This window comes from Stenotrophomonas sp. YJH_SMC_53 (assembly GCF_059369995.1).
The window spans coordinates 1-20,651 of sequence record NZ_JCAFTF010000010.1 but is presented as its reverse complement, the minus strand read 5'-3'; the positions used below and the strand labels follow the sequence as shown (position 1 = coordinate 20,651).

Here is a 20,651-nt window from a genome sequence, read left to right as displayed (position 1 = left end):
TTACTTCGCCGTGGCCTGTGCGGTGGACGGTGCAGCCGGGGCAACCGATGCCTGCCAGCCGCCACCCAGCACCAGGAACAGGTGGATCTGGTCGCGCGAGACCTGCGCTTCGGCGGCGGCCAGGGTGGCGTCGCTGGTGGCCAGGCTGCGGTCGGCATCCAGGCTGGACAGGTAGGGTGTGCGGCCGCCCTGGTAAAGCCGGCGGTTCTGGTCGGCGGCCAGCGCGGCCTGCTCCTGCGCCACGCGCAGCGATTGCAGGCGGCGCAGGTCCTGCGCATAGCGGTCCAGCGCGGTCTGGGTCTCGCGCAGTGCCTGCAGCACGGTGTGGTCGAACTCGGCCAGGGCCGCGTCGGCACCGGCTTCGGCGGCGTGGATGCGGGCATGCGTGCCCGAAGAGGGCAGTGTCCACGAGATCAGCGGGCCGATCGACCACTGCTGGGTCATCGGCGTGCCAAAGTCTTCCAGCAGGCCGGCGGCGCCCACCGAGGCACCCAGGCGGATGTCCGGATACAGCTCGGCGGTGGCCACGCCAATCCGCGCGGTGGCCGAGGCCAGCTTGCGTTCGGCCTGGCGCACGTCCGGGCGGCGCTGCAGCAGCGCACGGCCATCACCGACCGGCAGCGGCTGCGCCAGGCTGGGCGCGTGCGCGCAGTCGATCACGCCGGCCGGCAGCTGGCCCGGGGTCTGGCCCAGCAGTGCGGCCAGCGAATAGGCCGCGGCCGAACGCTGCGCGCGCAGCGGCGGCAGTGCCGCCTCCAGCAGCGCCACCTGCGCATTGGCCCGGGCCAGTTCCGGCGGCGTGCCGCGGCCGGCGGCGATCAGGCGCTCGGTAACGGTGCGGCTGCGCTGCTGCAGCTGCAGCGAATGCTCGGCCACGTGCAGCTCGTGGTTGGCGTGGCAGATCTCCAGGTAGCTGTCGGCCACCTGCGCGACCACGCTCACCTGGGCCAGGTCACGTGCTGCGGCAACCGACTGTTCGTCGGCTCGCGCCGCTTCGGCGCCGCGCTTGAGCTTGCCGAACAGGTCGAACTGGTAGCTGACCGCGAACTTGCCATCGGCCAGGTTGATCACCGGCAGCTCGTGCTCCTGCAGGAACGATTCGGCCGACAACTGCGCGCGGCTGACGCCGGCCTCGGCCTCGTACTCGAAGCCGCCGGCGTCCAGCGCCTGTTCGTACACGGCGGCGGCGCGGCGCAGGTGCGCATCGGCGGCCTTCAGTTCCACGTTGTCACGCAGTGCCTGGGTGATCAGCCCGTCCAGCACCGGGTCGTTGTACAGCGACCACCAGCGGTCGGGCAGCGCCTGGTTGGCGGCAATCTGCGGGTTCTGCGTATCGATGAAGGCCGCATTGGCCTGCGTGCGCTTGAACGCCGAGCCTTCCGGCAGTGCATAGTCCGGGCCGACGGTTTTGCACGCGGCCAGGCTGGCCAGTGCGACGATCAGGCCGAGACGGGGCAGGGCGGCGTTCACAGGCCCGCCTGTGTCGGCGAAGTGCCGGCCTTGTCGTTGTGCGGATGGCGGCCGGTGTCCACGGTTACCGTGGCGGTGCGCCCGGCGATCAGTTCCACGCCCTTGGGCACTTCGTCGATGGCGATGCGCACCGGGATGCGCTGCGCCAGCCGCACCCAGTCGAAGGCCGGGGTCACGTTCGGCAGCAGGGTGCTGCCGTTGCTGCGGTAGCGGTCCTCGATACCGGCGGCGATGCTCTCGACATGGCCGTGCAGCGGTGCCGATTCGCCCATCAGGCGGATGTCCACGCGCTGCCCCGGCGCCACGCCGCGCAGCCGGGTCTCCTCGAAATAGCCATCGATGCGGAACGAGCCGGTATCCAGCAGCGCCAGCACCGGCTTGCCGGCCACCACGTAATCGCCCACGCGCATCGTGCGGTCACTGACCCGGCCATCGGCCGGGGCGCGCACCTCGGTGCGGCCGAGGTTGAGCTCGGCCAGGTCGACCGCAGCCTGTGCGGTGGCCAGCGCCGCCTGTGCGGCCTGCAGCTTGGCGCGGCGCACCTCGGCGTCCTCGGCGGCGACCAGGTCCTGCAGGCTGCGGTCGCGGCTGATCTCGCGGCGCAGCTGTGCCACCGAGGCCTGGCGCTCGGCCAGGCTGGCCTTGGCCTGCTCCAGCGCGATGCGGTAGCGGGCGCGATCGACGACGAAGAGCAGGTCGCCCTTCTTCACCGACTGGTTGTCGGCCACGTTCACCGTTTCCACCAGCCCGGACACGTCCGGCGCCACCTGCACCACGTCGGCGCCGACGTGGGCGTCGCGGGTCCAGGGTTCATCCATGTAGTAGACCCACAGCTGGCGCAGCACCAGCAGGGCGACGATCACGGCTGCGCTGGTGAGCAGCACCGGCAGGGTCTTCTTCACGATCTTGTTCACGATTGCATCCAACGCAGGAGGTGGAACAGCAGGCCAAGCACGATCCCGTACAGCGCCAGGTTGAACAGCGCCGGGTGCCATACATGGCGGTAGGCGCCGGCCCGCTGCAGCAGCGCGTGCAGGCCGCTGTTGACCAGATAGGCCAACACCATCAACCCAAGCAGGGTCGGGACGAACACTCCGTGGAGACTGAATTCACCGGGCATCGGTAGGGGGCGGGGACGAGGTGGGGGAGGGGAGGGACAACGAAACAACAGCAACGGGCAAAAGCCGCTGGCGTGTGCACGGCAGCGGCGGTGTTCGGGGGCAGCGCTCTTACGTGATGCGGTCGGCGGCCTCGGCCAGCAGGCGCCATGCCTTCAGCACGGCGTGCAGTTCATCCATGGAAAGCTCGCCGAACACGTCCTGGCGCAGGCCGATCAACTGATCTTCCAGTTCGCTGACCAGCGCATGGCCCTCGTCGGTCAGCCACAACAGATTGGCGCGGCGGTCGCTGGCGTCGCTCTCGCGGCGGACCAGGCCACTGGCACACAGCTTGTCCAGCAGGCGTACCAGGGAAGGACCCTCCATGCCCAGCTGCTGGGCCAGCGCCACCTGGCGGATGCCACCGCCGGAGCGGCCGATCATCAGCAACGGCATGGTGCAGGCGGTGGAGATGCCATAGCTGCCGAGCCGGCTGTCGGCCAGGCGCTGCCACTGCCGCCCTGCATAAAGCAGGCCGGAGCTGAGCTGCATCTGCAGCACGGTGCGCTCGTCGAGGGGTCGGTCCATAAGAGATAGATAGGATACTACTAATTTCATTCCTATCAATAGGTTTTTCTGAATGGGTGGGTGTGTTGAGGAAAGCGTTGCGCCTGCCTGGTGTCGGGTGGGCAGCGGGGGCCGGACGGGGCAGGACACGCCGTAAACCCCCCTCCGGGGTCCGGCCCAGCCGCTGGCGGCTCTGCGTTCGGGCGCTTGCGAGGCATGCCTCGCAAGCAAAGCGCCCTCACCCTTGGGGGCTCGGCCGCGGCATCCATGCCGCGGACGGTCCTGCCCCGCCCGGCCCCCGCTTCCCTCCCATCACCCCGCGGGCGCGGTGGGTTGGCTCTTATGAAGCAAGAGCAGAAGCAGTGCGGACCAACGGTCCGCACCCACCAAAGCAGAAGACGCCACAGCAGCGGCGCGCTGCTTCCGAAGTCATGAACCCCCGCTTTTGCCCCCGCTTTCGGGCGGTCCGGCCGCGCCTGCAGGAAACTGTCAGGGATGGGGAAGGGCGGCAGGGCAGGACCGTGAGGCGCATGGATGCGCCGACCGAGCCCCCATGGATGGGTTTACGGCGTGTCCTGCCCTGCCGCCCTTCCCCATCCAGACCCGTAACAGGCAGGCGCCGCCAGACCCTCGATGAACCCGACCAACAGGACGACCCACCCCCCGGTCGGGTACGATGCTCGCCCCCCGTTCGGGACGCTGTACGCAATGAGCAAGAACAACGAAAAGGCCGCCCCGCAGGGCGACGTGACCCAGGACCAGGCCGAGGATGCCGTGCGCACCCTGCTGCGCTGGGCCGGTGAGGACCCGTCCCGCGAAGGCCTGCTGGATACCCCCCGCCGTGTCGCCGAAGCCTATGGCGACTGGTTCAGCGGTTACCGCGATGACCCGCGCGCCTACATGGAGCGCACCTTCGAGGAAGTGGCAGGCTATGACGAACTCATCGTCCTGCGCGACATCGAGTACGAAAGCCACTGCGAACACCACATGGCGCCGATCATCGGCCGCGTGCATGTCGGCTACCTGCCGGCCGGCAAGGTGGTGGGCATCAGCAAGCTGGCCCGCGTCGTCGAAGCCTACGCCCGCCGTTTCCAGGTGCAGGAGAAGATGACCGCGCAGATCGCCCAGTGCATCCAGGATGTGCTGCAGCCGATCGGCGTCGGCGTGGTCGTCGAAGGCGCCCACGAATGCATGACCACGCGTGGCATCCACAAGCGCGGCGTCAGCATGGTCACCTCCAAGATGCTGGGCAGCTTCCGCGACGACGCGCGTACCCGCGCCGAGTTCCTGCGCTTCATCGAAGTGGGCGGCAAGCGCTGAGCCGCCTGCGCGCACCCCGCCGGCCCCTGCGGGCCGGCATGCCCACGGATGCCGGCGCGGCCGCCGTGCGTGGCTGCCCCTCCCCGCCAGCCCTCATGACTCCTTTCGCTGCATGAAGCATCGCGAACGCATCTCCCGTTACCGCCATCTGCGCGAACAGCCCCAGTGGAAGCTGCTCGCCGCCGACCACGCTCCGGAAATCATCGGCCTGCTGCAGGGGCTGTTGATGGACGGCGAGCGCACCCTGCCTTCGTCGGTGCTCAACGAGCGCCTGCAGCGTGCGCTGGATCAGCTCAATAGCGACGAACTGTCGCGCGAGCTGCCGCGTACCGCGCAGGCCTACATCGCGCACTGGCTGGCCCAGGGCTGGCTGGAACGCCGCCTGCCCGAGGGCGCCGACCAGGAGCAGTACGAGCTGTCGACCGCGGCGCTTCAGGCGATCCGCTTTGCCGACGGCCTCGAGCAGGCCCGTGTGGCCGCCACCGAGAGCCGGCTGGCGCTGGTCATCGAACAGCTCTCGCAGCTGGCCGCGCAGACCGAATCCGATCCGGACGCCCGCCTGTCGGCGCTGCGCGACGAGCGCGACCGGATCGACGCCGAGATCGCCCGTGTCGGCGCCGGCCGTGTGATCGCGCTGGACGGCAAGCGCGCGCTGGAACGTGCGCGCCAGATCATCGGCCTGGCCGACGAGCTGACCGAGGACTTCCGCCGCGTGCGCGACGACTTCGAGCAGCTCAACCGCGAGTTCCGCGAACGCATCATCGACGACGAGGGCGAGCGCGGCGATGTGCTGTCGCAGCTGTTCGAAGGCGTGGACGTGATTGGCGAAAGTGATGCCGGGCGTAGCTTCCAGGCCTTCTGGCGCCTGCTCAACGACGCCGAGCAGAGCGCCCAGCTCGATGCCGCGCTGGAAGCGGTGCTGGCGCGTGGCTTCGCCCGCCGCCTGGACCGCAACGAACGCAACTTCCTGCGCGGCTTCACCAGCACCATGCTCGAGCGCGGTGGCCAGGTGCACGATGTGCTGCAGAACTTCGCGCGCAGCCTGCGCGGCTTCGTGCAGAGCCGTGGCTATCTGGAACAGCGTCGCCTCAACCAGCTGCTCAAGCAGGCGCAGTCCGAAGCGCTCGCTCTGCGCGACGAGTTCCCCGCACAACGCGGCATCGGCCGCGACCTGCAGCTGACCACCAGCCGCCTGCGCTCGTGGTCGCAATGGAAACTGCACGATCCGCGCAGCGCCCAGGTCGATGGCAACGTCGAATACAACGACGCAGCCGCGATCAGCCTGGAAAGCGTTGGCGATCTGGTCGCTTCGTCCGAAATCGACTTCCGTACCCTGCGCCGCGACCTGCACGACCTGCTCGATGCGCAGCCGCGGCTCAGCATCGCCCAGGCCCTTTCGCAGCGCGAAGCGCCGCAGGGTCTTGGCAGCGTCATCGGCTACCTGTCGCTGGGCACGCGCTTCGGCAACGTGATCGCCGGCGAGCAGGAGCTTGCGCAATGGCGTGGTGGCGACGGCCATATCCGTCGCGCCCGCATCCCGCTGGTTTGGTTCACCCAGGAGAGACGCCATGAGCTGGCATGAAGATCCCATCGACGCACCGCAGGCCGACGTGGCGGAAGACGCCTACGAGGCCGAGCCGGTGGCGGCCGTGGCGCAGCCCCGCCGTGGCAACGACGTGTACTACCTCGGCGATACCGGGCGCCTGCCGCTGGATGCGCGCCGTGCGCTGTGCCAGCTGCTGATCGGCCCCAGCATCGACCAGCTGCGCCACGCCAAGCTGTGGCCGGCGCTGATCCGCAGCGAGGCGGCCATCCGCTCGTCGCTGGCCGACCTGTTCCTGGAACTGGTGCTCGACCGCGACAGTGGCGTGGCGTTCACCCGCCAGGCCGATACCGAAGACGTCGATGCGCCGGTGCTGCTGCGCACCTCGCCGCTGACCTTCATCGACTCGGTGCTGCTGCTGTACCTGCGCCAGCAGCTGGCCGAGGCCGATGCGCGCGGCAACCGCGCGGTGGTCGCCGACGCCGAGATGGCCGAAGCGCTGGCCATCTACGAAAAGAACCTGTCCACCGACCGCGCCGGCTTCAACCGTCGCGTCGCATCGGCGGTGCAGAAGATGAAGGACAACCACATCCTGACCCGCCTCAGCGGCCAGGAAGACCGCCACGAAGTCTCGCCGGCGCTGAAGCTGCTGTTCTCCGCCGAAGACGTGTCCCAGCTTTCGGCGGTCTACCGCCAGCTGCGTGAAACCCCGGCCGCCGAGGCCTGAGAGACCCGACCATCGCATGGCTATCTCCAAGCACACTCCCGCCCTGTTCAACGAAGGCCTGCCGGACCCGCGCCTGCAGCAGTTCCGCATGCGCCGCCTGCAGGTGCACAACTGGGGCACCTTCAACGGCCTGACCGAAGTACCGATCGCCGAGCGCGGCTTCCTGTTCGTCGGCCGCTCCGGCTCGGGCAAGTCGACCCTGCTCGATGCCATGTCCGCGCTGCTGACGCCACCGGCCATCGTCGACTTCAACGCCGCTGCACGTGAAGCCGAGCGCAGTGGCCGCGACCGCAACCTGGTGTCCTACGTGCGCGGCGCGTGGGCCGACCAGCAGGACAGCGGCACCGGCGAAATCGCCACCCAGTACCTGCGCAAGGGCGCGACCTGGACCGCGCTGGTGCTGGAATACCGCGCCGGCGATGGCCGCGTGGTCAGCCTGGTGCGCCTGCTGTGGATCTCCGGCAACGGCACCTCGGCCGGCGATGTGCGCAAGCACTACATGATCGCCGAGCGCCCGTTCGACATCGCCAAGGACCTCGGCGGCTTCGACCTGGACCTGCGCAAGCTGAAGCAGAAGCTGCCCGACCTGCACCACTTCGACACGTTCTCCGGCTACGCCGAGCGTTTCCGCGACCTGCTCGGCATCGACAACGAGATGGCGCTGCGCCTGCTGCACAAGACGCAGTCGGCGAAGAACCTGGGCGACCTCAACGTCTTCCTGCGCGACTTCATGCTCGACACGCCGAAGACCTTCGACGCCGCCGAGCGCCTGGTCAGCGACTTCGCCGAGCTTGATGGCGCGCACCAGGCGGTGGTCACTGCCCGCCGTCAGGTGGAAACCCTGTTGCCGGCGCGCGCCTACTACAACGATCTGAAGGAAATGCACCGCCGTCGTGGCGACGACGAAGCGCTGAAGCTCGGTGTGGACAGCTTCCGCGAAAGCCGGCGCCAAGCGCTGATCGAGGCGCGCCTGCGCGAGATGGACGTGCGAGACCGCGGCCTGCTTGGCGAAGAAGCGCAGCGCCGTGCCGCACTGGACAATCACACCGAGCGCCTGGCCGAACTGGAGCTGCAGCGCCGCCAGCAGGGCGGTGAGCGCATCGAGGAACTGGAACGCGAGCAGGGTCGTGCCGAAGCCGAGCGCGACCGCCGTCAGGCCAAGCGCGAGCAGGCACGCCAGGCGGCGCAGCAGCTGGGGGCCGAACTGCCGGACGACGCCCATGGCTTCGCCGAACTGGTCGAGCGCGCACAGAACGAGCTGCAGGACCGCCAGCGTGCCTCCTCGGCACTGGACGACGCGATCAGTGACCGCCTGGGCGGCAAGCGCGATGACGAGCGCCGCTTCGGCGAGGTCCGTGCCGAACTTGAAGCGATGCAGCGCACGCCCTCCAACATCCCGGCGCCGATGCAGAAGCTGCGCGCGCGCCTGGCCGAGGAAACCGGCATCGCCGAGGCGGCACTGCCCTTCGTCGGCGAGCTGATCCAGGTCCGCTCGGAAGAGCAGGGCTGGCAGGGTGCCATCGAGCGCGTGCTGGGTGGCTTCGCGCTGTCGCTGCTGGTCGACGACAAGCATTACAACGACGTCGCCGAATGGGTGAACCGTACCCACCTTGGCATGCGCTTCACCTACTACCGCGTGCGCCGCAACGATGATGCATTCGCCCGTGAGCCGTCGGCGAAGTCGCTGCTGCACAAGCTTGAACTGCGCGAGCATGTATTCGAAAGCTGGCTGCGCCGCGAGCTGGGCAAGCGCTTCGACTACGAATGCGTGGATGCCAAGCAGCTGCGCAACGTCGACCGCGGCATCACCCGCGAAGGCCAGGTCAAGCATCCCGGCGACCGTTTCGAGAAAGACGACCGCAGTGCGGTGGGCGACCGCCGTCGCTGGATCCTCGGCTTCAACAACCACGACAAGGTGGGCGCCTTCGAGCGCGAAGCACAGGAACTGGCCAAGCGCATCGCCAGCTGCGAGACCGACATCGCGCGCCTGCGCGGGCAGCGTGATCGCGACAACGAACGCCGCCTGGCATGCCACGAGCTGGTCAGCATCAGCTGGAACGAGATCGACATCGCCGCTCCGCAGCAGCGCCTGAGCGATATCGAAGCCACCCTGCGCGACCTGCGCGAAGGCAACGCCGATCTCGCCAAGCTGGCCAAGCAGATCGACGCCGTGCGCGCCGACATCGAGCAGTCCCGCCGCACCTATGAAGACGTCCGCGTCGAGCGCGGCCAGCTGGTCAAGGAACGTGATCGCCTTGACCGCGCGCGCCAGCAGAGCCGCGCACTGGTGCTGCCGAGCCTGGCCCAGGAGCAGGAAGCCGGCCTCGCCGAGCGCCTGCAGGAACAGGGGCCGCTCAGCCTGGAAACGCTCGAAGCGCACATGCGCCAGGTCAGCAACGCGCTGAACGAGCAGTTGTCGTCCTCGCAGCAGGACCTCAACCGCATCGAGAACCAGCTGATCGGCTGCTTCCGTCGCTTCATCCAGCAGTGGCCGGAGGAGTCGGGCGACTTCACCGTGTCGGTGGCCTCGGCCGAGGACTTCCTCGCACGCCTCGAACGGCTGGAACGCGACGGCCTGCCACAGCACGAAGAGCGCTTCTTCGACCTGCTGCAGAACCAGAGCAAGAACAACCTGCTGGCCCTGCAGCGCCACAGTGCCGAAGCCCGCAAGTCGATCGGCCAGCGCCTGGACGAAGTGAACGCCAGCCTGGAGCAGGTGCCGTTCAACCGTGGCACGCTGCTGACCATCGAACTGAGCGACCGCCGCCTGCCGGAGGTCGCTGAGTTCCACCTGCAGCTGCGCGAGGTGCTGTCGCAGCAGCAGACCGAGCAGCGCGAGCTGGCCGAGTCGCAGTTCACCGTGCTGCGCCAGCTGGTCAACCGCCTGGGCTCGCAGGAAGGCGAGGACAAGCGCTGGCGCGAGCTGGTGCTGGACGTGCGCATGCACGTGGAGTTCATCGGCGTCGAGCTGGATGCGGAAACGCGCCAGCAGGTCGAGATCTACCGCAGCGGCGCCGGCAAGTCCGGTGGCCAGCGCCAGAAGCTGGCCACGACCTGCCTGGCGGCTGCGCTGCGCTACCAGCTCGGCGGCGCCGACAGCCAGCTGCCCAGCTACGCCGCGGTCGTGCTCGACGAGGCCTTCGACAAGGCCGACAACGAGTTCACCGCACTGGCAATGAACATCTTCGACAACTTCGGCTTCCAGATGGTGGTTGCCACCCCGCTGAAGTCGGTGATGACGCTGGAACCGTTCATCGGCGGCGCCTGCTTCGTCGAAATCAGCGGCCGTCACGACTCCGGCGTGCTGCTGATCGAGTACGACGAAGAGGGCAAGCGCCTGAAGCTGCCCGAGCGCAGCCGCCAGCAGGCCAACGAACCGGAAGAAGCCGAGGCCTGACCCGGCCGATTGAAGGGGAATGCCGGCCAGCGGCCGGCACTACCCATGGGCGGGGTTCGGTAGTGCCGGCCGCTGGCCGGCAACCGCATTCACGCAGCGCGGAACGTATCCCACGCCATCCGCGCGATCAGCACCACCACCAGCCCCACGAACAGCTTGCGGATGAACGGCGTGCCGCCCTTCAGCGCCAGGCGCGTGCCCACCACCGAGCCGATGATGTTGGCTGTGGCCATCGGCAGCGCAAACAACCACAGGATGTTTCCGGTCGGCACGAAGAACGAGATCGCCGCCACGTTGGTCGCCAGGTTCACCACCTTCGACGCCGCCGAGGCTCGCAGGAAATCCAGGCCGAAGAAGCGCACGAACAGGAAGATCAGGAAGCTGCCGGTGCCCGGCCCGAAGAAGCCGTCGTAGAAGCCGATCGCCGCACCGATCGCCAGCGCGATCACCAGTTCACGGCGGCCGATCTCCTGGGGCCGGTGCAACGCGCCGAAGTCCTTCTTCCACAGCGTGTAGGCCAGCATCGCGATCAGCAGCACCAGCACCAGTGGGCGCACCGCGTCCTTGGGCAGCAGGCTTACCGCAGTGGCCCCGGCGAAGGAGAAGATGAAGGCCGTGCCGGCCGCGAACAGTACCGGTTTCCACGGGAAGCGCACATTGCGCGCATAGCGCCATGCAGCCGCACCGGTACCGAACATCGAACTGAACTTGTTGGTACCAAACAGCATCGCCGGCGTCTGCTGCGGCAGCACCGTGAACAGGCCGGGCAGCTGCACCAGGCCACCGCCACCCACGGCGGCATCCACAAGACCGGCGATGAAGGCGATCACCACCAGCCACCACAACTCAGGGGGAACCAGATCCAGCACGGCGATCAATCAAGGTGGGGGCGCGACAGCATACGCCTGTCCTGCTCCAGGTGACTCCCGCCGCGCGTGGATCAATCCCCGCAACCCGGCGACAATGGCGGCATGAGCCGAAAACCCGCTGAGCCCTGCCCCTGTGGCCTTCCCGCCGACTATGCCGCCTGCTGTGGTCGTTTTCATGCCGGCGAAGCCGCGCCCGATGCCGAGCGCCTGATGCGTTCGCGTTACAGCGCCTATGTGCGGGGCCTGGCCGACTACCTGCGCCACACCTGGCATCCGGATACGCGTCCGGCCGAGTTGTCGCTGGACGATGCGCCAGGCCAGCGCACCCATTGGCTGGGCCTGACCGTGCACGACCACGCGGTCACCGGCGCAGACAGTGCTGAAGTGCGCTTCACCGCGCGCTACCGCATCGGCGGCGGCAGCGCGGTGAAAATGACCGAGCACAGCCGATTCCGGCGCATCGACGGCCGCTGGTATTACCTCGACGCGGTCTGAGCCCTACGCACTGGATGCAGCCAGCAGGCGCTGGCCGCCGTGCGCGCGGACCTGGTTGCGACCGCCGTCCTTGGCCATGTACAGCGCCTGGTCGGCGGCCTTGAGCACTGCCGTCGGTCGCGGATCCACGCGGCTGTCGGCCAGCCCGATACTGACCGTCACCTGCACCACCTGGCCGGTGCCGCCGCGTCCGCGCTGCTGACGGCCAGCTTCGTCGTCACGGCTGCGGGTGCTGCGGTCGCGCAGCTGCATGCGGGTGTCCTCGATGCTCTGCCGCAGTGCTTCGACGGCCTCGATGCAGGCCGCCGCTGGGCGGTCCAGGAACACCACCGCGAATTCCTCGCCGCCATAGCGGAACGCTCGGCCACCGTCGCCGACACGCGCCAGCCGCGACCCCACCAGGCGCAGCACGTCGTCGCCAGTATCGTGGCCGTGGGTGTCGTTGAACGACTTGAAGTGGTCCACGTCCACCATCGCGATGCTGTAGGTGCCGCGCGCCCGCTGCAGGGTCTCGTTGAACGCCCGCCGCCCGGGCAGGCCGGTCAGCTCATCGCGGAAGGCCATGTGGAAGGATTCCTGCAGCATCGCGCCCAGCATCAGCAGCAGGGCGGCGCTGCTCAGCGCCGGCAGCAGTACCGGCTGCAGGAAGATCCGCGGCAACATCCACCACAGGCACAGCAGGGCCAGCAGCATCGCCGTGTGCAGTGGCCGCGGATGCCGCCACGCCTGCCAGCCCAGCGCTGCGCTCGCCAGCAGGAACAGCAGCGCCGGCAGCTGCGCCAGCGCATTCCAGTCGGCGGGAATCCAGGCCCAGTGACGGCTCGACAGCAGATCGTGCATGCCCTGCGGCTGTTGTGCCGCAAGCAGCAGGAAGATCACCAGGGCCGCGCCGCAGACCACGCTGCGCAGCAGCAGGTCCTGGCGTCGGCGTCCGCGTTCCGGCCACACTGCCAGCCCGGCAAACAGCAGCGGCACCCAGGCCGAGATTGCGTGGAAGCGCAACGGAGTCAAGGCGTCGACATGGCCGCTGCGCAGGTAGCCCCCGACGTCCCGGTGCAGCAGGGCGAACACCACCGCCACGACCAGCAGCAGGCACAACGTGCGTATCTGGTGGTAGAGCAGGGCCAGGCCCGCGCCGAGGCAGGCCAGCAGCCAGGGCAGGATGCGTTGGGCCGGGCTGGCCACATCCTCGGTGCCCAGTGCCATCCACAGCACCAGGACGACCAGCACGGCGGGCAGCACGAACAGGTAATGCGCAGGCTGGCGGAGTGGATGCAGGGGCACGCAGGAAGTCCAGTGCGGTGACGATGCGGCCGCAACACTGCCGTTAGCGGCGTCCTCACCCGCTTCTTGAACACGCGCTTCTTGAAAAGGTACGCCCGCAACCATGTGAATGGGGCAGTGTGCCGCCATGACGTCGCACTCACCGCACTGCGCCGATGCTGTAGGCATGGACAGCGTACCCACCGCCGTCGCTGCCCCGCAGCACGACCTCGCCCACCACTTCGCACGTGTTCGTGCCCGCAGCCTGCAGTTGGCCGCACCGCTCAGTGCAGAGGACGCCATGCTGCAGAGCATGGCCGACGCCAGTCCCAGCAAGTGGCACCTGGCCCACACCACCTGGTTCTTCGAACGCTTCGTGCTGGCAGGATTCGCCAGTGCGCCGGCGCGTGATCCAGCCTGGGATTATCTTTTCAACAGTTACTACAAAAGCATCGGTCCGGCGCACGCGCGGCCGCAACGCGGCCTGTTGTCGCGGCCCTCGCTGCAGCAGGTGCGCGACTACCGCCAGCAGGTCGATGCACAGGTGCAATCGCGACTGGCGGCAGGCGACCTTGATGAGCAGGCGCTGCAGCACCTGCAGTTGGGCCTGCAGCACGAACAGCAGCACCAGGAACTGCTGTTGACCGACATCAAGCATGCGTTCTGGTGCAATCCGTTGCAGCCAGCCTACCGTGATGACCTGCAGCCTGCCACCAGCGCTGCCAGTGCGCAGGGCTGGATCGAATTACCCGAACGCATCATTACCATTGGCGCCGCAGCCTGGCCGCAGCACACCGCCTTCGCCTACGACAACGAATCGCCGCCGCACCGCGTGCTGCTGGCTGCACACGCACTGGCAGAGCGTCCCGTCAGCAATGGCGAGTACCTCGCCTTCATCGAGGCTGGCGGCTACCGCGAGCCGCGCTGGTGGCTGAGCGAAGGCTGGGCGTTGCGCGAAGCCGAGGGCTGGCAGCACCCGCTGTACTGGGACGATGCCCTGCAGCGCGAGTACACCCTCGGCGGTTGGCGAGAACTGGACCCGCATGCGCCGGTCTGCCATCTCAGCTATTACGAGGCCGATGCCTGCGCCCGCTGGGCTGGTGCGCGCCTGCCCAGCGAGTTCGAGTGGGAAGCCGCCGCTGCGTCGCAGCCCCTGCGTGGCCATTTTGCCGACGACGATCAGCTGCACCCTCGGGCGGGGCAGGGCAGTGGGCTGCGGCAGCTGTTCGGCGATGTATGGGAATGGACCCACAGCGCGTATGGCGCCTATCCGGGCTTTCGCCCTTTCGCCGGCAACCTCGGTGAATACAACGGCAAGTTCATGTGCGGGCAATGGGTGCTGCGCGGTGGCAGCTGCGCCACGCCACGTGGCCACGTGCGTGCCAGCTACCGCAACTTCTTCATGCCCCCGGCGCGTTGGCAGTTCTCCGGGCTGCGCCTGGCCAGGGATCTCGCATGAGTACGGTGCAGGACGCGCTGCAGGCGCTGACCGATCTCACTCCCGGCCGCCAGCAGATCCTTGCCGACGTGGTGGCCGGGTTGTTGCGCACGCCCCGCCAGCTGCCGTCCAAGTACTTCTACGATGCACGCGGCTCGCGCCTGTTCGAGCAGATCACGCATACTCCCGAGTACTACCCCACGCGTACCGAGCTGGCCCTGCTTTCACGGGTACTGCCGGACATCGCCCGAAGCGTCGGGCCGCACCTGCACGTGGTGGAGCTGGGCAGCGGCAGTGGCCGCAAGACCGCGTTGCTGCTGGCCGCCCTGCACGACCCGGTGGCCTACACGCCGATTGAAATCTCGCGTGCCGCGCTGCTGTCCAGCATCGACCATCTGGCCCCGGCGCTGCCCGAGGTGGAGATGCTGCCGGTCTGTGCCGACTTTACCCGTCCCGTCGCCGTACCCATGCCCGAACGCGAACCCGCGCGACGGCTGCTGTTCTTCCCGGGTTCCACGCTGGGCAACTTTGAAGGCGAGGACGCGGTCGCGCTGCTGCGCGCGATGCGCCAGACCATGGGGCGTGATGGCCTGGCCCTGGTCGGCATCGACCTGCACAAGGACCCGGCGTTGATCGAGGCGGCCTACAACGATGCGCAGGGCGTCACCGCCGCATTCACCCTCAACCTGCTGGCCCGCCTGAACCGCGAGATCGGCAGCGACTTCGATCTCGATGGCTTCCGTCATCGTGCACGCTACAGCTCTGCGCGGTTGCGCATCGAGACCGATCTGGTCAGCCAGCGGGCACAGGACGTCCACCTGGATGGCCACATTTTCCACTTCGCCGCCGGTGAACCCATCCGCGTCGAGTACAGCCACAAGTACACCGATGACAGCTTCGACGCGCTGTTGCGGCAGGCGGGCCTGCAGGTGGCGCAGCGATGGGATGCCGAAAGCCCCGCCTATGGCCTGCGCTTGCTGCGCCGCGCCTGAGGTGGTGGCCAGCCGGTGCCCCTTCAGGTTCGGCGGCACCGCTACCCCTAAGATGGCCGTGCAACGGCAACACGGAGGACGCCATGCCTGTTCTGACCACGCTCGGCCTGGCGGCCGCCCTTGCGTCGACCCTGACGCTGCCTGCGGCTTCGGCCGCCAGCACCGATCCGGCGTTCAGCCGCTGCTTGGCGGGCCTGCAGGCCACCGCCGCGACCCAGGGCATCGGCGCCGACCGCTTCAACGAGATCACCGCCGGGCTCACCCCGGACCCCAGCGTGCTCGGCCTGCTCGATGCACAGCCCGAATTCACCACGCCGATCTGGGACTATCTGGCCGCGCTGGTTGATCGCCAGCGCGTCGCTGATGGTCGCGCCCTGCTGCAGCAGCACCGCGACCTGCTCGATCGTGTGTCGGCCCAGTATGGCGTCGATCCGGCCACCATCGTCGCGGTCTGGGGCGTGGAGAGCGACTACGGCCGCGTGTTCGGCAAGCGCCCGCTGCTGCAGTCATTGGCCACGCTGTCGTGCGCCGGCCGCCGCCAACCTTTCTTCCGCGGTGAGCTGCTGGCGCTGCTCACGCTGATCGACCGCGGCGACCTGCAGGCACAGGGGCTCACCGGCTCCTGGGCCGGTGCCTTCGGGCACACCCAGTTCATGCCCAGCACCTATGCACGCATCGCCGTGGATGGTGATGGCGATGGCCGCCGCGATCTGGTCGGCAGCATTCCCGATGCGCTGGCCTCCACCGCCAACTATCTCAAGCGTGCCGGTTGGCGCGGTGGCGAACCATGGGGCATGGAGGTGCGTGTGCCCGCCGGCTTCAACGCCAGCCAGGCCGGCCGCACCCAGCGTCGCGCCCTGGCCGACTGGCGCGCGCAGGGCGTGACCGCGCTGGATGGCAGCGCGTTGGCTCCGGCCAACCTGCCGGCGGATGCGCGCGCCGCCCTGCTGCTGCCGGCCGGCAACAAGGGCCCGGCGCTGCTGGTGTTCCGCAACTACGACGCGATCTACAGCTACAACGCTGCCGAAAGCTATGCGCTGGCGATCGCGACGCTTGCTGACCAGCTGCGCGGCGGCACCGGGTTGGCTACCGCCTGGCCGACCGACGATCCAGGCCTGGGCCGCGATGAGCGCCGCCAGCTGCAGACCCTGCTGCTGGCCCGCGGCCACGACATCGGTGCCGCCGACGGCATGATCGGTACCGCCACGCGTCGCGCGATCCAGGCCGAGCAGCAGCGCCTGGGCTGGAGCGAGGTGGACGGCCGCGCAGGCCAGCGCATCCTGCGCACGCTGCAGGAAGAGGCGGCCGCCATCGCACCCGCTGGGCAGAATGCCTTGCCGGCGGCACGTTGACCGCGACATCATCGCCGCGGTCTTCAAGGAGCGTCATCGCATGCAGTCGAATCCGGACATCAGCACCGGCCTGTATCACGGCCTGGAGGCCTGGCAGGTGCGAACCGCCAATGCCACAGCGGTCGTGAGTGTGTTTGGTGGCCAGCTGCTGTCGTTCATTCCCGATGGGCAGCCCGATCTGCTGTGGCTTTCGCCCACGCGCGCCGAGCTGCCCACGCCCATCCGCGGCGGCGTCCCGGTGTGCTGGCCGTGGTTCGGTCGCCAGGGCAAGAGCGCCGATGCACCGGCGCATGGCCTGGTACGTACCGCACGCTGGGAGCTTCTGCAGGCCACCCGGAGCGATGACGGCGAGGTAGAGCTGCAGTTGGCACCTGCGCCCTGCGCCGATCCCGGCCTGCGCCTGCAGATGCAGCTGCGCGTCGGCCGCCAGCTGCGCCAGCAGCTCGTCACCGAAAACACCGGAACCTCGCCGGTGACCTTCACCCAGGCCCTGCACAGCTACTTCCGGGTCGGCGATGCCACTCGTGTCGAGGTCGATGGCCTCGACGGCCTGCACTACCTGGACAAGTACGAGGACGGCGCGCAGCTGCGCCAGCAGCAGGGGCCCTGGTCGCTGCGTGACCCGCGCGATCCGGGGCGCAGCGACCGCATCTATACCGGTGTCGGCGGCCACTACGTGCTGCGCGATCCCGTCCTGCAGCGGCGGATCGAGATCCGCAGCGAAGGCAGCCAGACCCTGGTGGCCTGGAACCCGGGCATGGAGGCAGCGGCGAAGATGGCCGATGTCGGCGACGGTTGGCACGATTACGTGTGCCTGGAAGTGGCCAACGCCGGGCCAGAGCAGATTACCCTTGCACCCGGCACGCGCCACCAGCTTGTGCAGGTGCTGGCCAGTGAACCGCTGCAGGCCGTGGCGGGAGTTTCAGAGTAGCGATGGGATCGACAGGAATGGATGGCATGCAGGAAGCACAGTGGTGGTACGCCAACAGCAAGCAGAGCGAAGGGCCGGTGGACCTGGCCGGGTTGCGCCGGTTGCAGCAGGACGGCACCGTAACCGCACGCACGCTGCTGTGGCGCGTAGGGATGGCATCGTGGCGGCCACTGGCCGAACTGGATCCTTCGCTGGCGCAGATGGCTCCGAACCCCTCGCCGGTTGAACCGGTGCCGGCGGTCACCGTCAGCGATACCCGGACCGCTGATCCGTCCGACCCCTACCGTGCACCCGCCGCTTCGCCCGTGGCCGCGACCGTGCCGGAGCTGGAAGGCGACATCGCCTTGTACGCCGCCGTGGTCGGCGGCAACTTCCCGATCTATCGACAACGCTGGCGGCTGGACCAGGGCATCGCCGAGGGCAACGGCACCTGGCACTGGCCGGCCTTCCTGATCGGCGTGATCTGGATGGTGTACCGGCGGATGTACCGGCTGGCGGCGATCTGGGCTGGCATGCTGGTGTTCTTCAGTATCGCCGAGGCGTTGCTGGGCGTACCGGAAGGCGTGTCGATGGTCATCACCCTTGCGATCAACGTCACCGCTGCGGTGTATGCCAATCGCTGGTACCTGGCGCATTGCCAGCGTGAGATCGCCCGCGCGCGCGCCTTGGCGGGCGATGACGAGGCACGCCTGCGCAGCGAGCTGTCCAAGCGGGGTGATACCAATGCAGCGGCCGCAGCCATGGTTGCCATCATTGTCGTTGCGGCGATGTTCGTCGGCCAGGCAATGGCAGGCTGAGACCGGAGCAGGTTCAGATTCACCGATGCCTGCCGCTACTGCGGGTTCATCCCGGGCATGGAATCGCCGACATGAATCATCTGGATACCCCGCCGGTTTCTCCGACGGATGACAATCCCTATCTCGCGCCTGCTGCAGAGGTGGACGGTGCGACCGCTCCATCCGACGCGGACGATCTGAACCTCCTCGTGGGGCCCAACGCAGCGCTCTACCGCCAGCGCTGGCACCTGGACAGCCCAGTGCCGAAGCCGCCGCGGCCGTGGCACTGGCCCGCCTTCCTGGTGCCGACCTACTGGCTGCTGCACCGGAAAATGTACCTGGCGGCCATCCTCTTCGAGCTGGTCCTGTTCGGCATCGCGCTGCTGGCGGCCCGTGCCAATCCGCTGCTCATGGTGGTGTTGCTGGCGGTGCCACGGTTTGCCATCGCGATGACCGCCAATACCCTGTACCTGCGCTATTGCACGCGGCTGCTGGGCAAAGTGAAGGCTGCTCACGCCGGGCAGCACCACCGCATCCGTACCGAACTGCAGCGTCGTGGCGGGACCAGCGTCTGGGCGGTGGTGATCGGCTTGGCGGCTGTCGGGGTGATCAACACCGTCGCCCGCATGGCGGCCTGACACGTTTGCTCAGGCTGGTGCCCGTGCCCGCAATACCAGCAGGCACAGCCCACCGGCCACCAGCCCCCAGAACGCCGAGCCGATGCCGGCCAGTGAGACGCCCGAGGCGGTGACCAGGAAGGTGACCAGTGCCGCCTCGCGGTCCCGCTCTACCGCCAGCGCACTGGCCAGGCTGTTGCCGATGGTGCCGAACAGGGCGATACCGGCCACGCAGGCCACCAGCTCCTTGGGGAAGGCCGCGAACAGTGCGGCCACCGTGGCGCCGAACAGCCCGACGACAATGTAGAAGGCACCGGCCGCCATCGCCGCGGTATAGCGGCGTGCCGGATCCTCATGTGCATCACGGCCCATGCAGATCGCGGCGGTGATCGCGGCCAGGTTCAGCGCGTACGCACCGAACGGCGCCAGTAGTGTATTGACCACACCGATCCAGCCGATCAGCGGTGACACCGGGGCGTCGTAGCCGGATGCGCGCATCACCGCCACGCCGGGAATGTTCTGCGAGGCCATGGTGACCACGAACAGGGGCAGGGCGATGCCGGCCACGGCGGTCCATGACAGGGAGGGCGTCACCCACTGCGGGATCGCCAGCTGCAGATGCACCTGCTGGGCGTGCAGCAGGCCGTGGCTCGCGGCGACGGCGATACCGACCAGCAACGTGGCGATCACCGCATAGCGCGGGAACAGCCTGCGCCCGGCCAGCCAGGTGGTGAACATCGCCAGTGCCAGCACCAGCTGGGTATTCATGGCCACGAACACATCCAGCCCGAAGCGCAGCAGGACACCGGCCAGCATGCCGGCGGCCAGCGCCATCGGCACCCGTTGCATCAGTCGGGCGAAGATGCCCGAGAAGCCCGCCAGCAAGCTGAGTACGGCGGCCAGCAGGAATGCGCCCGTGGCCTCGGCGAGCGACGCGCCGCCGGCACCCACCACCAGCATCGCCGCGCCCGGGGTCGACCACGCCGTCACCACCGGCACGCGATAGCGCAGTGACAGGCCAATGCAGGTCACGCCCATGCCCAGCCCCAGCGCCCACATCCAGGAGGCGATCTGCGCCTGGTTGGCGCCGACGGCCTGTGCGGCCTGGAACACGATCACGGCTGAGCTGGCGAAGCCGACCAGCACCGTAATGAAGCCAGCGACGATGGCTGGCATCGAAAGATCGCGCCACCATGCGCGCCGCACCTGCATGCTCATTGCTCTGTCTCCACTGTGCATCCCTGCATTGTGCATCCCTGCATTGATAGGGGTTGCGGCGTTGACCGCGCAACGCGCGGGCAACGCCGCAGTGATCTTCGAGCGTACGTCATGCGTGATGTCGCGATGCTTCTGTCATCACCGTGCAAAAAAAGCCTTGACGAAATCTGCAGGATCTCTAGAATTCGCCCCCTTGCTGCAGCGCATCGCTTCTCCGGAAACGACACGCGAACAGCGACGCCACCACCGACGAACGAGTTGATCGAACGAAGGTGTTGACGGACTCGAAAAGTCCGGCATAATAGGCGGCTCGCAACGACGAAAGGCCTTCGGGCCCAACGACGAAGCAGCATCGGCAACAACGTCCACTCCGGTGAGACGGCCTTGAAAAAAGGTGTTGACGGAGCAGAAAAGCCGGCTATAATGGGCGGCTCGCTTCGAAGGAAACTTCGCAGCACACGGGAACGGCGCTGAGGCCACTTCCCCGGATCTTTGAAAGTATGCGCAGGTATCTTGTGAAGGCGCCTGCAGGAAGGATGATTGTCCATCTTGCAGACGTTTGATCAAGCAACTATTAAT

18 protein-coding genes are annotated in these 20,651 nt (G+C 68.1%); 11 read left to right on the top strand and 7 right to left on the bottom strand.

Annotation, left to right across the window (positions count from 1 at the left end):
- The 4 genes from AC5P7X_RS15715 to AC5P7X_RS15700 all read right to left on the bottom strand — a co-directional run bounded on the left by AC5P7X_RS15715 (position 1) and on the right by AC5P7X_RS15700 (position 3,155).
- Positions 1–1,470, bottom strand: coding sequence for an efflux transporter outer membrane subunit (locus tag AC5P7X_RS15715; RefSeq protein WP_495215123.1), 1,470 nt, complete (start codon positions 1,468–1,470; stop codon positions 1–3).
- Positions 1,467–2,384, bottom strand: coding sequence for an efflux RND transporter periplasmic adaptor subunit (locus AC5P7X_RS15710; protein WP_495215122.1), 918 nt, complete (start codon positions 2,382–2,384; stop codon positions 1,467–1,469). The genes AC5P7X_RS15715 and AC5P7X_RS15710 overlap by 4 nt, the downstream gene beginning before the upstream one ends.
- Positions 2,381–2,590 carry a DUF1656 domain-containing protein gene (locus tag AC5P7X_RS15705; RefSeq protein ID WP_025875651.1) on the bottom strand — a complete coding sequence of 70 codons (210 nt, stop codon included), beginning with the start codon at positions 2,588–2,590 and terminating at the stop codon, positions 2,381–2,383. Before AC5P7X_RS15705 ends, AC5P7X_RS15710 begins: the two co-directional genes overlap by 4 nt.
- A 109-nt stretch (positions 2,591–2,699) precedes the next feature.
- A complete protein-coding gene (locus tag AC5P7X_RS15700; protein ID WP_005421298.1) occupies positions 2,700–3,155 on the bottom strand; it encodes a MarR family winged helix-turn-helix transcriptional regulator in 456 nt (151 codons plus the stop codon).
- A 687-nt stretch (positions 3,156–3,842) separates the two neighbouring features.
- On the opposite strand from AC5P7X_RS15700, the gene folE reads away from it, so the two are divergent.
- The 4 genes from folE to AC5P7X_RS15680 all read left to right on the top strand — a co-directional run bounded on the left by folE (position 3,843) and on the right by AC5P7X_RS15680 (position 10,121).
- The gene (gene folE, locus AC5P7X_RS15695) at positions 3,843–4,454 is read left to right on the top strand and encodes a GTP cyclohydrolase I FolE (protein WP_004141296.1); all 612 of its coding nucleotides are present in this window, start codon (positions 3,843–3,845) and stop codon (positions 4,452–4,454) included.
- Positions 4,455–4,566: 112 nt separating this feature from the next.
- The gene (locus AC5P7X_RS15690) at positions 4,567–6,036 is read left to right on the top strand and encodes a DUF3375 domain-containing protein (RefSeq protein WP_188248595.1); all 1,470 of its coding nucleotides are present in this window, start codon (positions 4,567–4,569) and stop codon (positions 6,034–6,036) included.
- Positions 6,023–6,724, top strand: a complete 702-nt coding sequence (locus tag AC5P7X_RS15685) for a DUF4194 domain-containing protein (RefSeq protein ID WP_005421303.1) — start codon at positions 6,023–6,025, stop codon at positions 6,722–6,724. The genes AC5P7X_RS15690 and AC5P7X_RS15685 overlap by 14 nt, the downstream gene beginning before the upstream one ends.
- 16 nt (positions 6,725–6,740) lie before the next feature.
- Positions 6,741–10,121 (top strand): ATP-binding protein, encoded by a 3,381-nt coding sequence (locus AC5P7X_RS15680; protein WP_053496750.1) that lies wholly within the window; start codon positions 6,741–6,743, stop codon positions 10,119–10,121.
- Positions 10,122–10,210: 89 nt separating this feature from the next.
- On the opposite strand, the gene AC5P7X_RS15675 is transcribed toward AC5P7X_RS15680, so the two are convergent.
- Entirely contained in the window at positions 10,211–10,990 is a 780-nt protein-coding gene (locus AC5P7X_RS15675) for a sulfite exporter TauE/SafE family protein (protein ID WP_206621051.1), read from the bottom strand.
- A gap of 102 nt (positions 10,991–11,092) precedes the next feature.
- Here AC5P7X_RS15675 and AC5P7X_RS15670 point away from each other — a divergent pair, with 102 nt between their 5' ends.
- Positions 11,093–11,485, top strand: coding sequence for a YchJ family protein (locus tag AC5P7X_RS15670; RefSeq protein WP_495215120.1), 393 nt, complete (start codon positions 11,093–11,095; stop codon positions 11,483–11,485).
- A 3-nt stretch (positions 11,486–11,488) separates the two neighbouring features.
- Here AC5P7X_RS15670 and AC5P7X_RS15665 read toward each other — a convergent pair whose 3' ends face one another.
- A complete protein-coding gene (locus AC5P7X_RS15665) occupies positions 11,489–12,769 on the bottom strand; it encodes a GGDEF domain-containing protein (RefSeq protein ID WP_053496752.1) in 1,281 nt (426 codons plus the stop codon).
- Positions 12,770–12,935: 166 nt separating this feature from the next.
- On the opposite strand from AC5P7X_RS15665, the gene egtB reads away from it, so the two are divergent.
- The 6 genes from egtB to AC5P7X_RS15635 all read left to right on the top strand — a co-directional run bounded on the left by egtB (position 12,936) and on the right by AC5P7X_RS15635 (position 18,875).
- Positions 12,936–14,207: an ergothioneine biosynthesis protein EgtB gene (gene egtB, locus AC5P7X_RS15660; protein WP_053496753.1), complete on the top strand. Its 1,272-nt coding sequence runs from the start codon at positions 12,936–12,938 to the stop codon at positions 14,205–14,207.
- A complete protein-coding gene (gene egtD / locus AC5P7X_RS15655) occupies positions 14,204–15,178 on the top strand; it encodes an L-histidine N(alpha)-methyltransferase (RefSeq protein WP_206621052.1) in 975 nt (324 codons plus the stop codon). Before egtB ends, egtD begins: the two co-directional genes overlap by 4 nt.
- 83 nt (positions 15,179–15,261) lie before the next feature.
- Positions 15,262–16,530, top strand: a complete 1,269-nt coding sequence (locus AC5P7X_RS15650) for a lytic murein transglycosylase (protein ID WP_053496755.1) — start codon at positions 15,262–15,264, stop codon at positions 16,528–16,530.
- A 40-nt stretch (positions 16,531–16,570) separates the two neighbouring features.
- The gene (locus tag AC5P7X_RS15645; protein WP_053496762.1) at positions 16,571–17,461 is read left to right on the top strand and encodes a D-hexose-6-phosphate mutarotase; all 891 of its coding nucleotides are present in this window, start codon (positions 16,571–16,573) and stop codon (positions 17,459–17,461) included.
- A 26-nt stretch (positions 17,462–17,487) separates the two neighbouring features.
- The gene (locus AC5P7X_RS15640; RefSeq protein ID WP_053496756.1) at positions 17,488–18,258 is read left to right on the top strand and encodes a DUF2628 domain-containing protein; all 771 of its coding nucleotides are present in this window, start codon (positions 17,488–17,490) and stop codon (positions 18,256–18,258) included.
- 71 nt (positions 18,259–18,329) lie between these two features.
- Positions 18,330–18,875 carry a DUF2628 domain-containing protein gene (locus tag AC5P7X_RS15635; protein ID WP_053496757.1) on the top strand — a complete coding sequence of 182 codons (546 nt, stop codon included), beginning with the start codon at positions 18,330–18,332 and terminating at the stop codon, positions 18,873–18,875.
- Positions 18,876–18,884: 9 nt separating this feature from the next.
- On the opposite strand, the gene AC5P7X_RS15630 is transcribed toward AC5P7X_RS15635, so the two are convergent.
- Positions 18,885–20,072, bottom strand: coding sequence for a benzoate/H(+) symporter BenE family transporter (locus AC5P7X_RS15630; protein WP_053496758.1), 1,188 nt, complete (start codon positions 20,070–20,072; stop codon positions 18,885–18,887).
- Positions 20,073–20,651 lie beyond the last annotated feature (579 nt).

Bases quoted from the DNA above. Each gene is read 5' to 3' on its own strand.
- AC5P7X_RS15700 (WP_005421298.1), bottom strand. From the start codon at position 3,155: ATGGACCGACCCCTCGACGAGCGCACCGTGCTGCAGATGCAGCTCAGC.
- AC5P7X_RS15645 (WP_053496762.1), top strand. From the start codon at position 16,571: ATGCAGTCGAATCCGGACATCAGCACCGGCCTGTATCACGGCCTGGAG.
- egtD (WP_206621052.1), top strand. From the start codon at position 14,204: ATGAGTACGGTGCAGGACGCGCTGCAGGCGCTGACCGATCTCACTCCC.
- AC5P7X_RS15650 (WP_053496755.1), top strand. From the start codon at position 15,262: ATGCCTGTTCTGACCACGCTCGGCCTGGCGGCCGCCCTTGCGTCGACC.
- AC5P7X_RS15635 (WP_053496757.1), top strand. From the start codon at position 18,330: ATGAATCATCTGGATACCCCGCCGGTTTCTCCGACGGATGACAATCCC.
- AC5P7X_RS15685 (WP_005421303.1), top strand. From the start codon at position 6,023: ATGAGCTGGCATGAAGATCCCATCGACGCACCGCAGGCCGACGTGGCG.
- folE (WP_004141296.1), top strand. From the start codon at position 3,843: ATGAGCAAGAACAACGAAAAGGCCGCCCCGCAGGGCGACGTGACCCAG.
- AC5P7X_RS15630 (WP_053496758.1), bottom strand. From the start codon at position 20,072: ATGAGCATGCAGGTGCGGCGCGCATGGTGGCGCGATCTTTCGATGCCA.
- AC5P7X_RS15690 (WP_188248595.1), top strand. From the start codon at position 4,567: ATGAAGCATCGCGAACGCATCTCCCGTTACCGCCATCTGCGCGAACAG.
- AC5P7X_RS15705 (WP_025875651.1), bottom strand. From the start codon at position 2,590: ATGCCCGGTGAATTCAGTCTCCACGGAGTGTTCGTCCCGACCCTGCTT.
- AC5P7X_RS15680 (WP_053496750.1), top strand. From the start codon at position 6,741: ATGGCTATCTCCAAGCACACTCCCGCCCTGTTCAACGAAGGCCTGCCG.
- AC5P7X_RS15640 (WP_053496756.1), top strand. From the start codon at position 17,488: ATGCAGGAAGCACAGTGGTGGTACGCCAACAGCAAGCAGAGCGAAGGG.
- egtB (WP_053496753.1), top strand. From the start codon at position 12,936: ATGGACAGCGTACCCACCGCCGTCGCTGCCCCGCAGCACGACCTCGCC.
- AC5P7X_RS15670 (WP_495215120.1), top strand. From the start codon at position 11,093: ATGAGCCGAAAACCCGCTGAGCCCTGCCCCTGTGGCCTTCCCGCCGAC.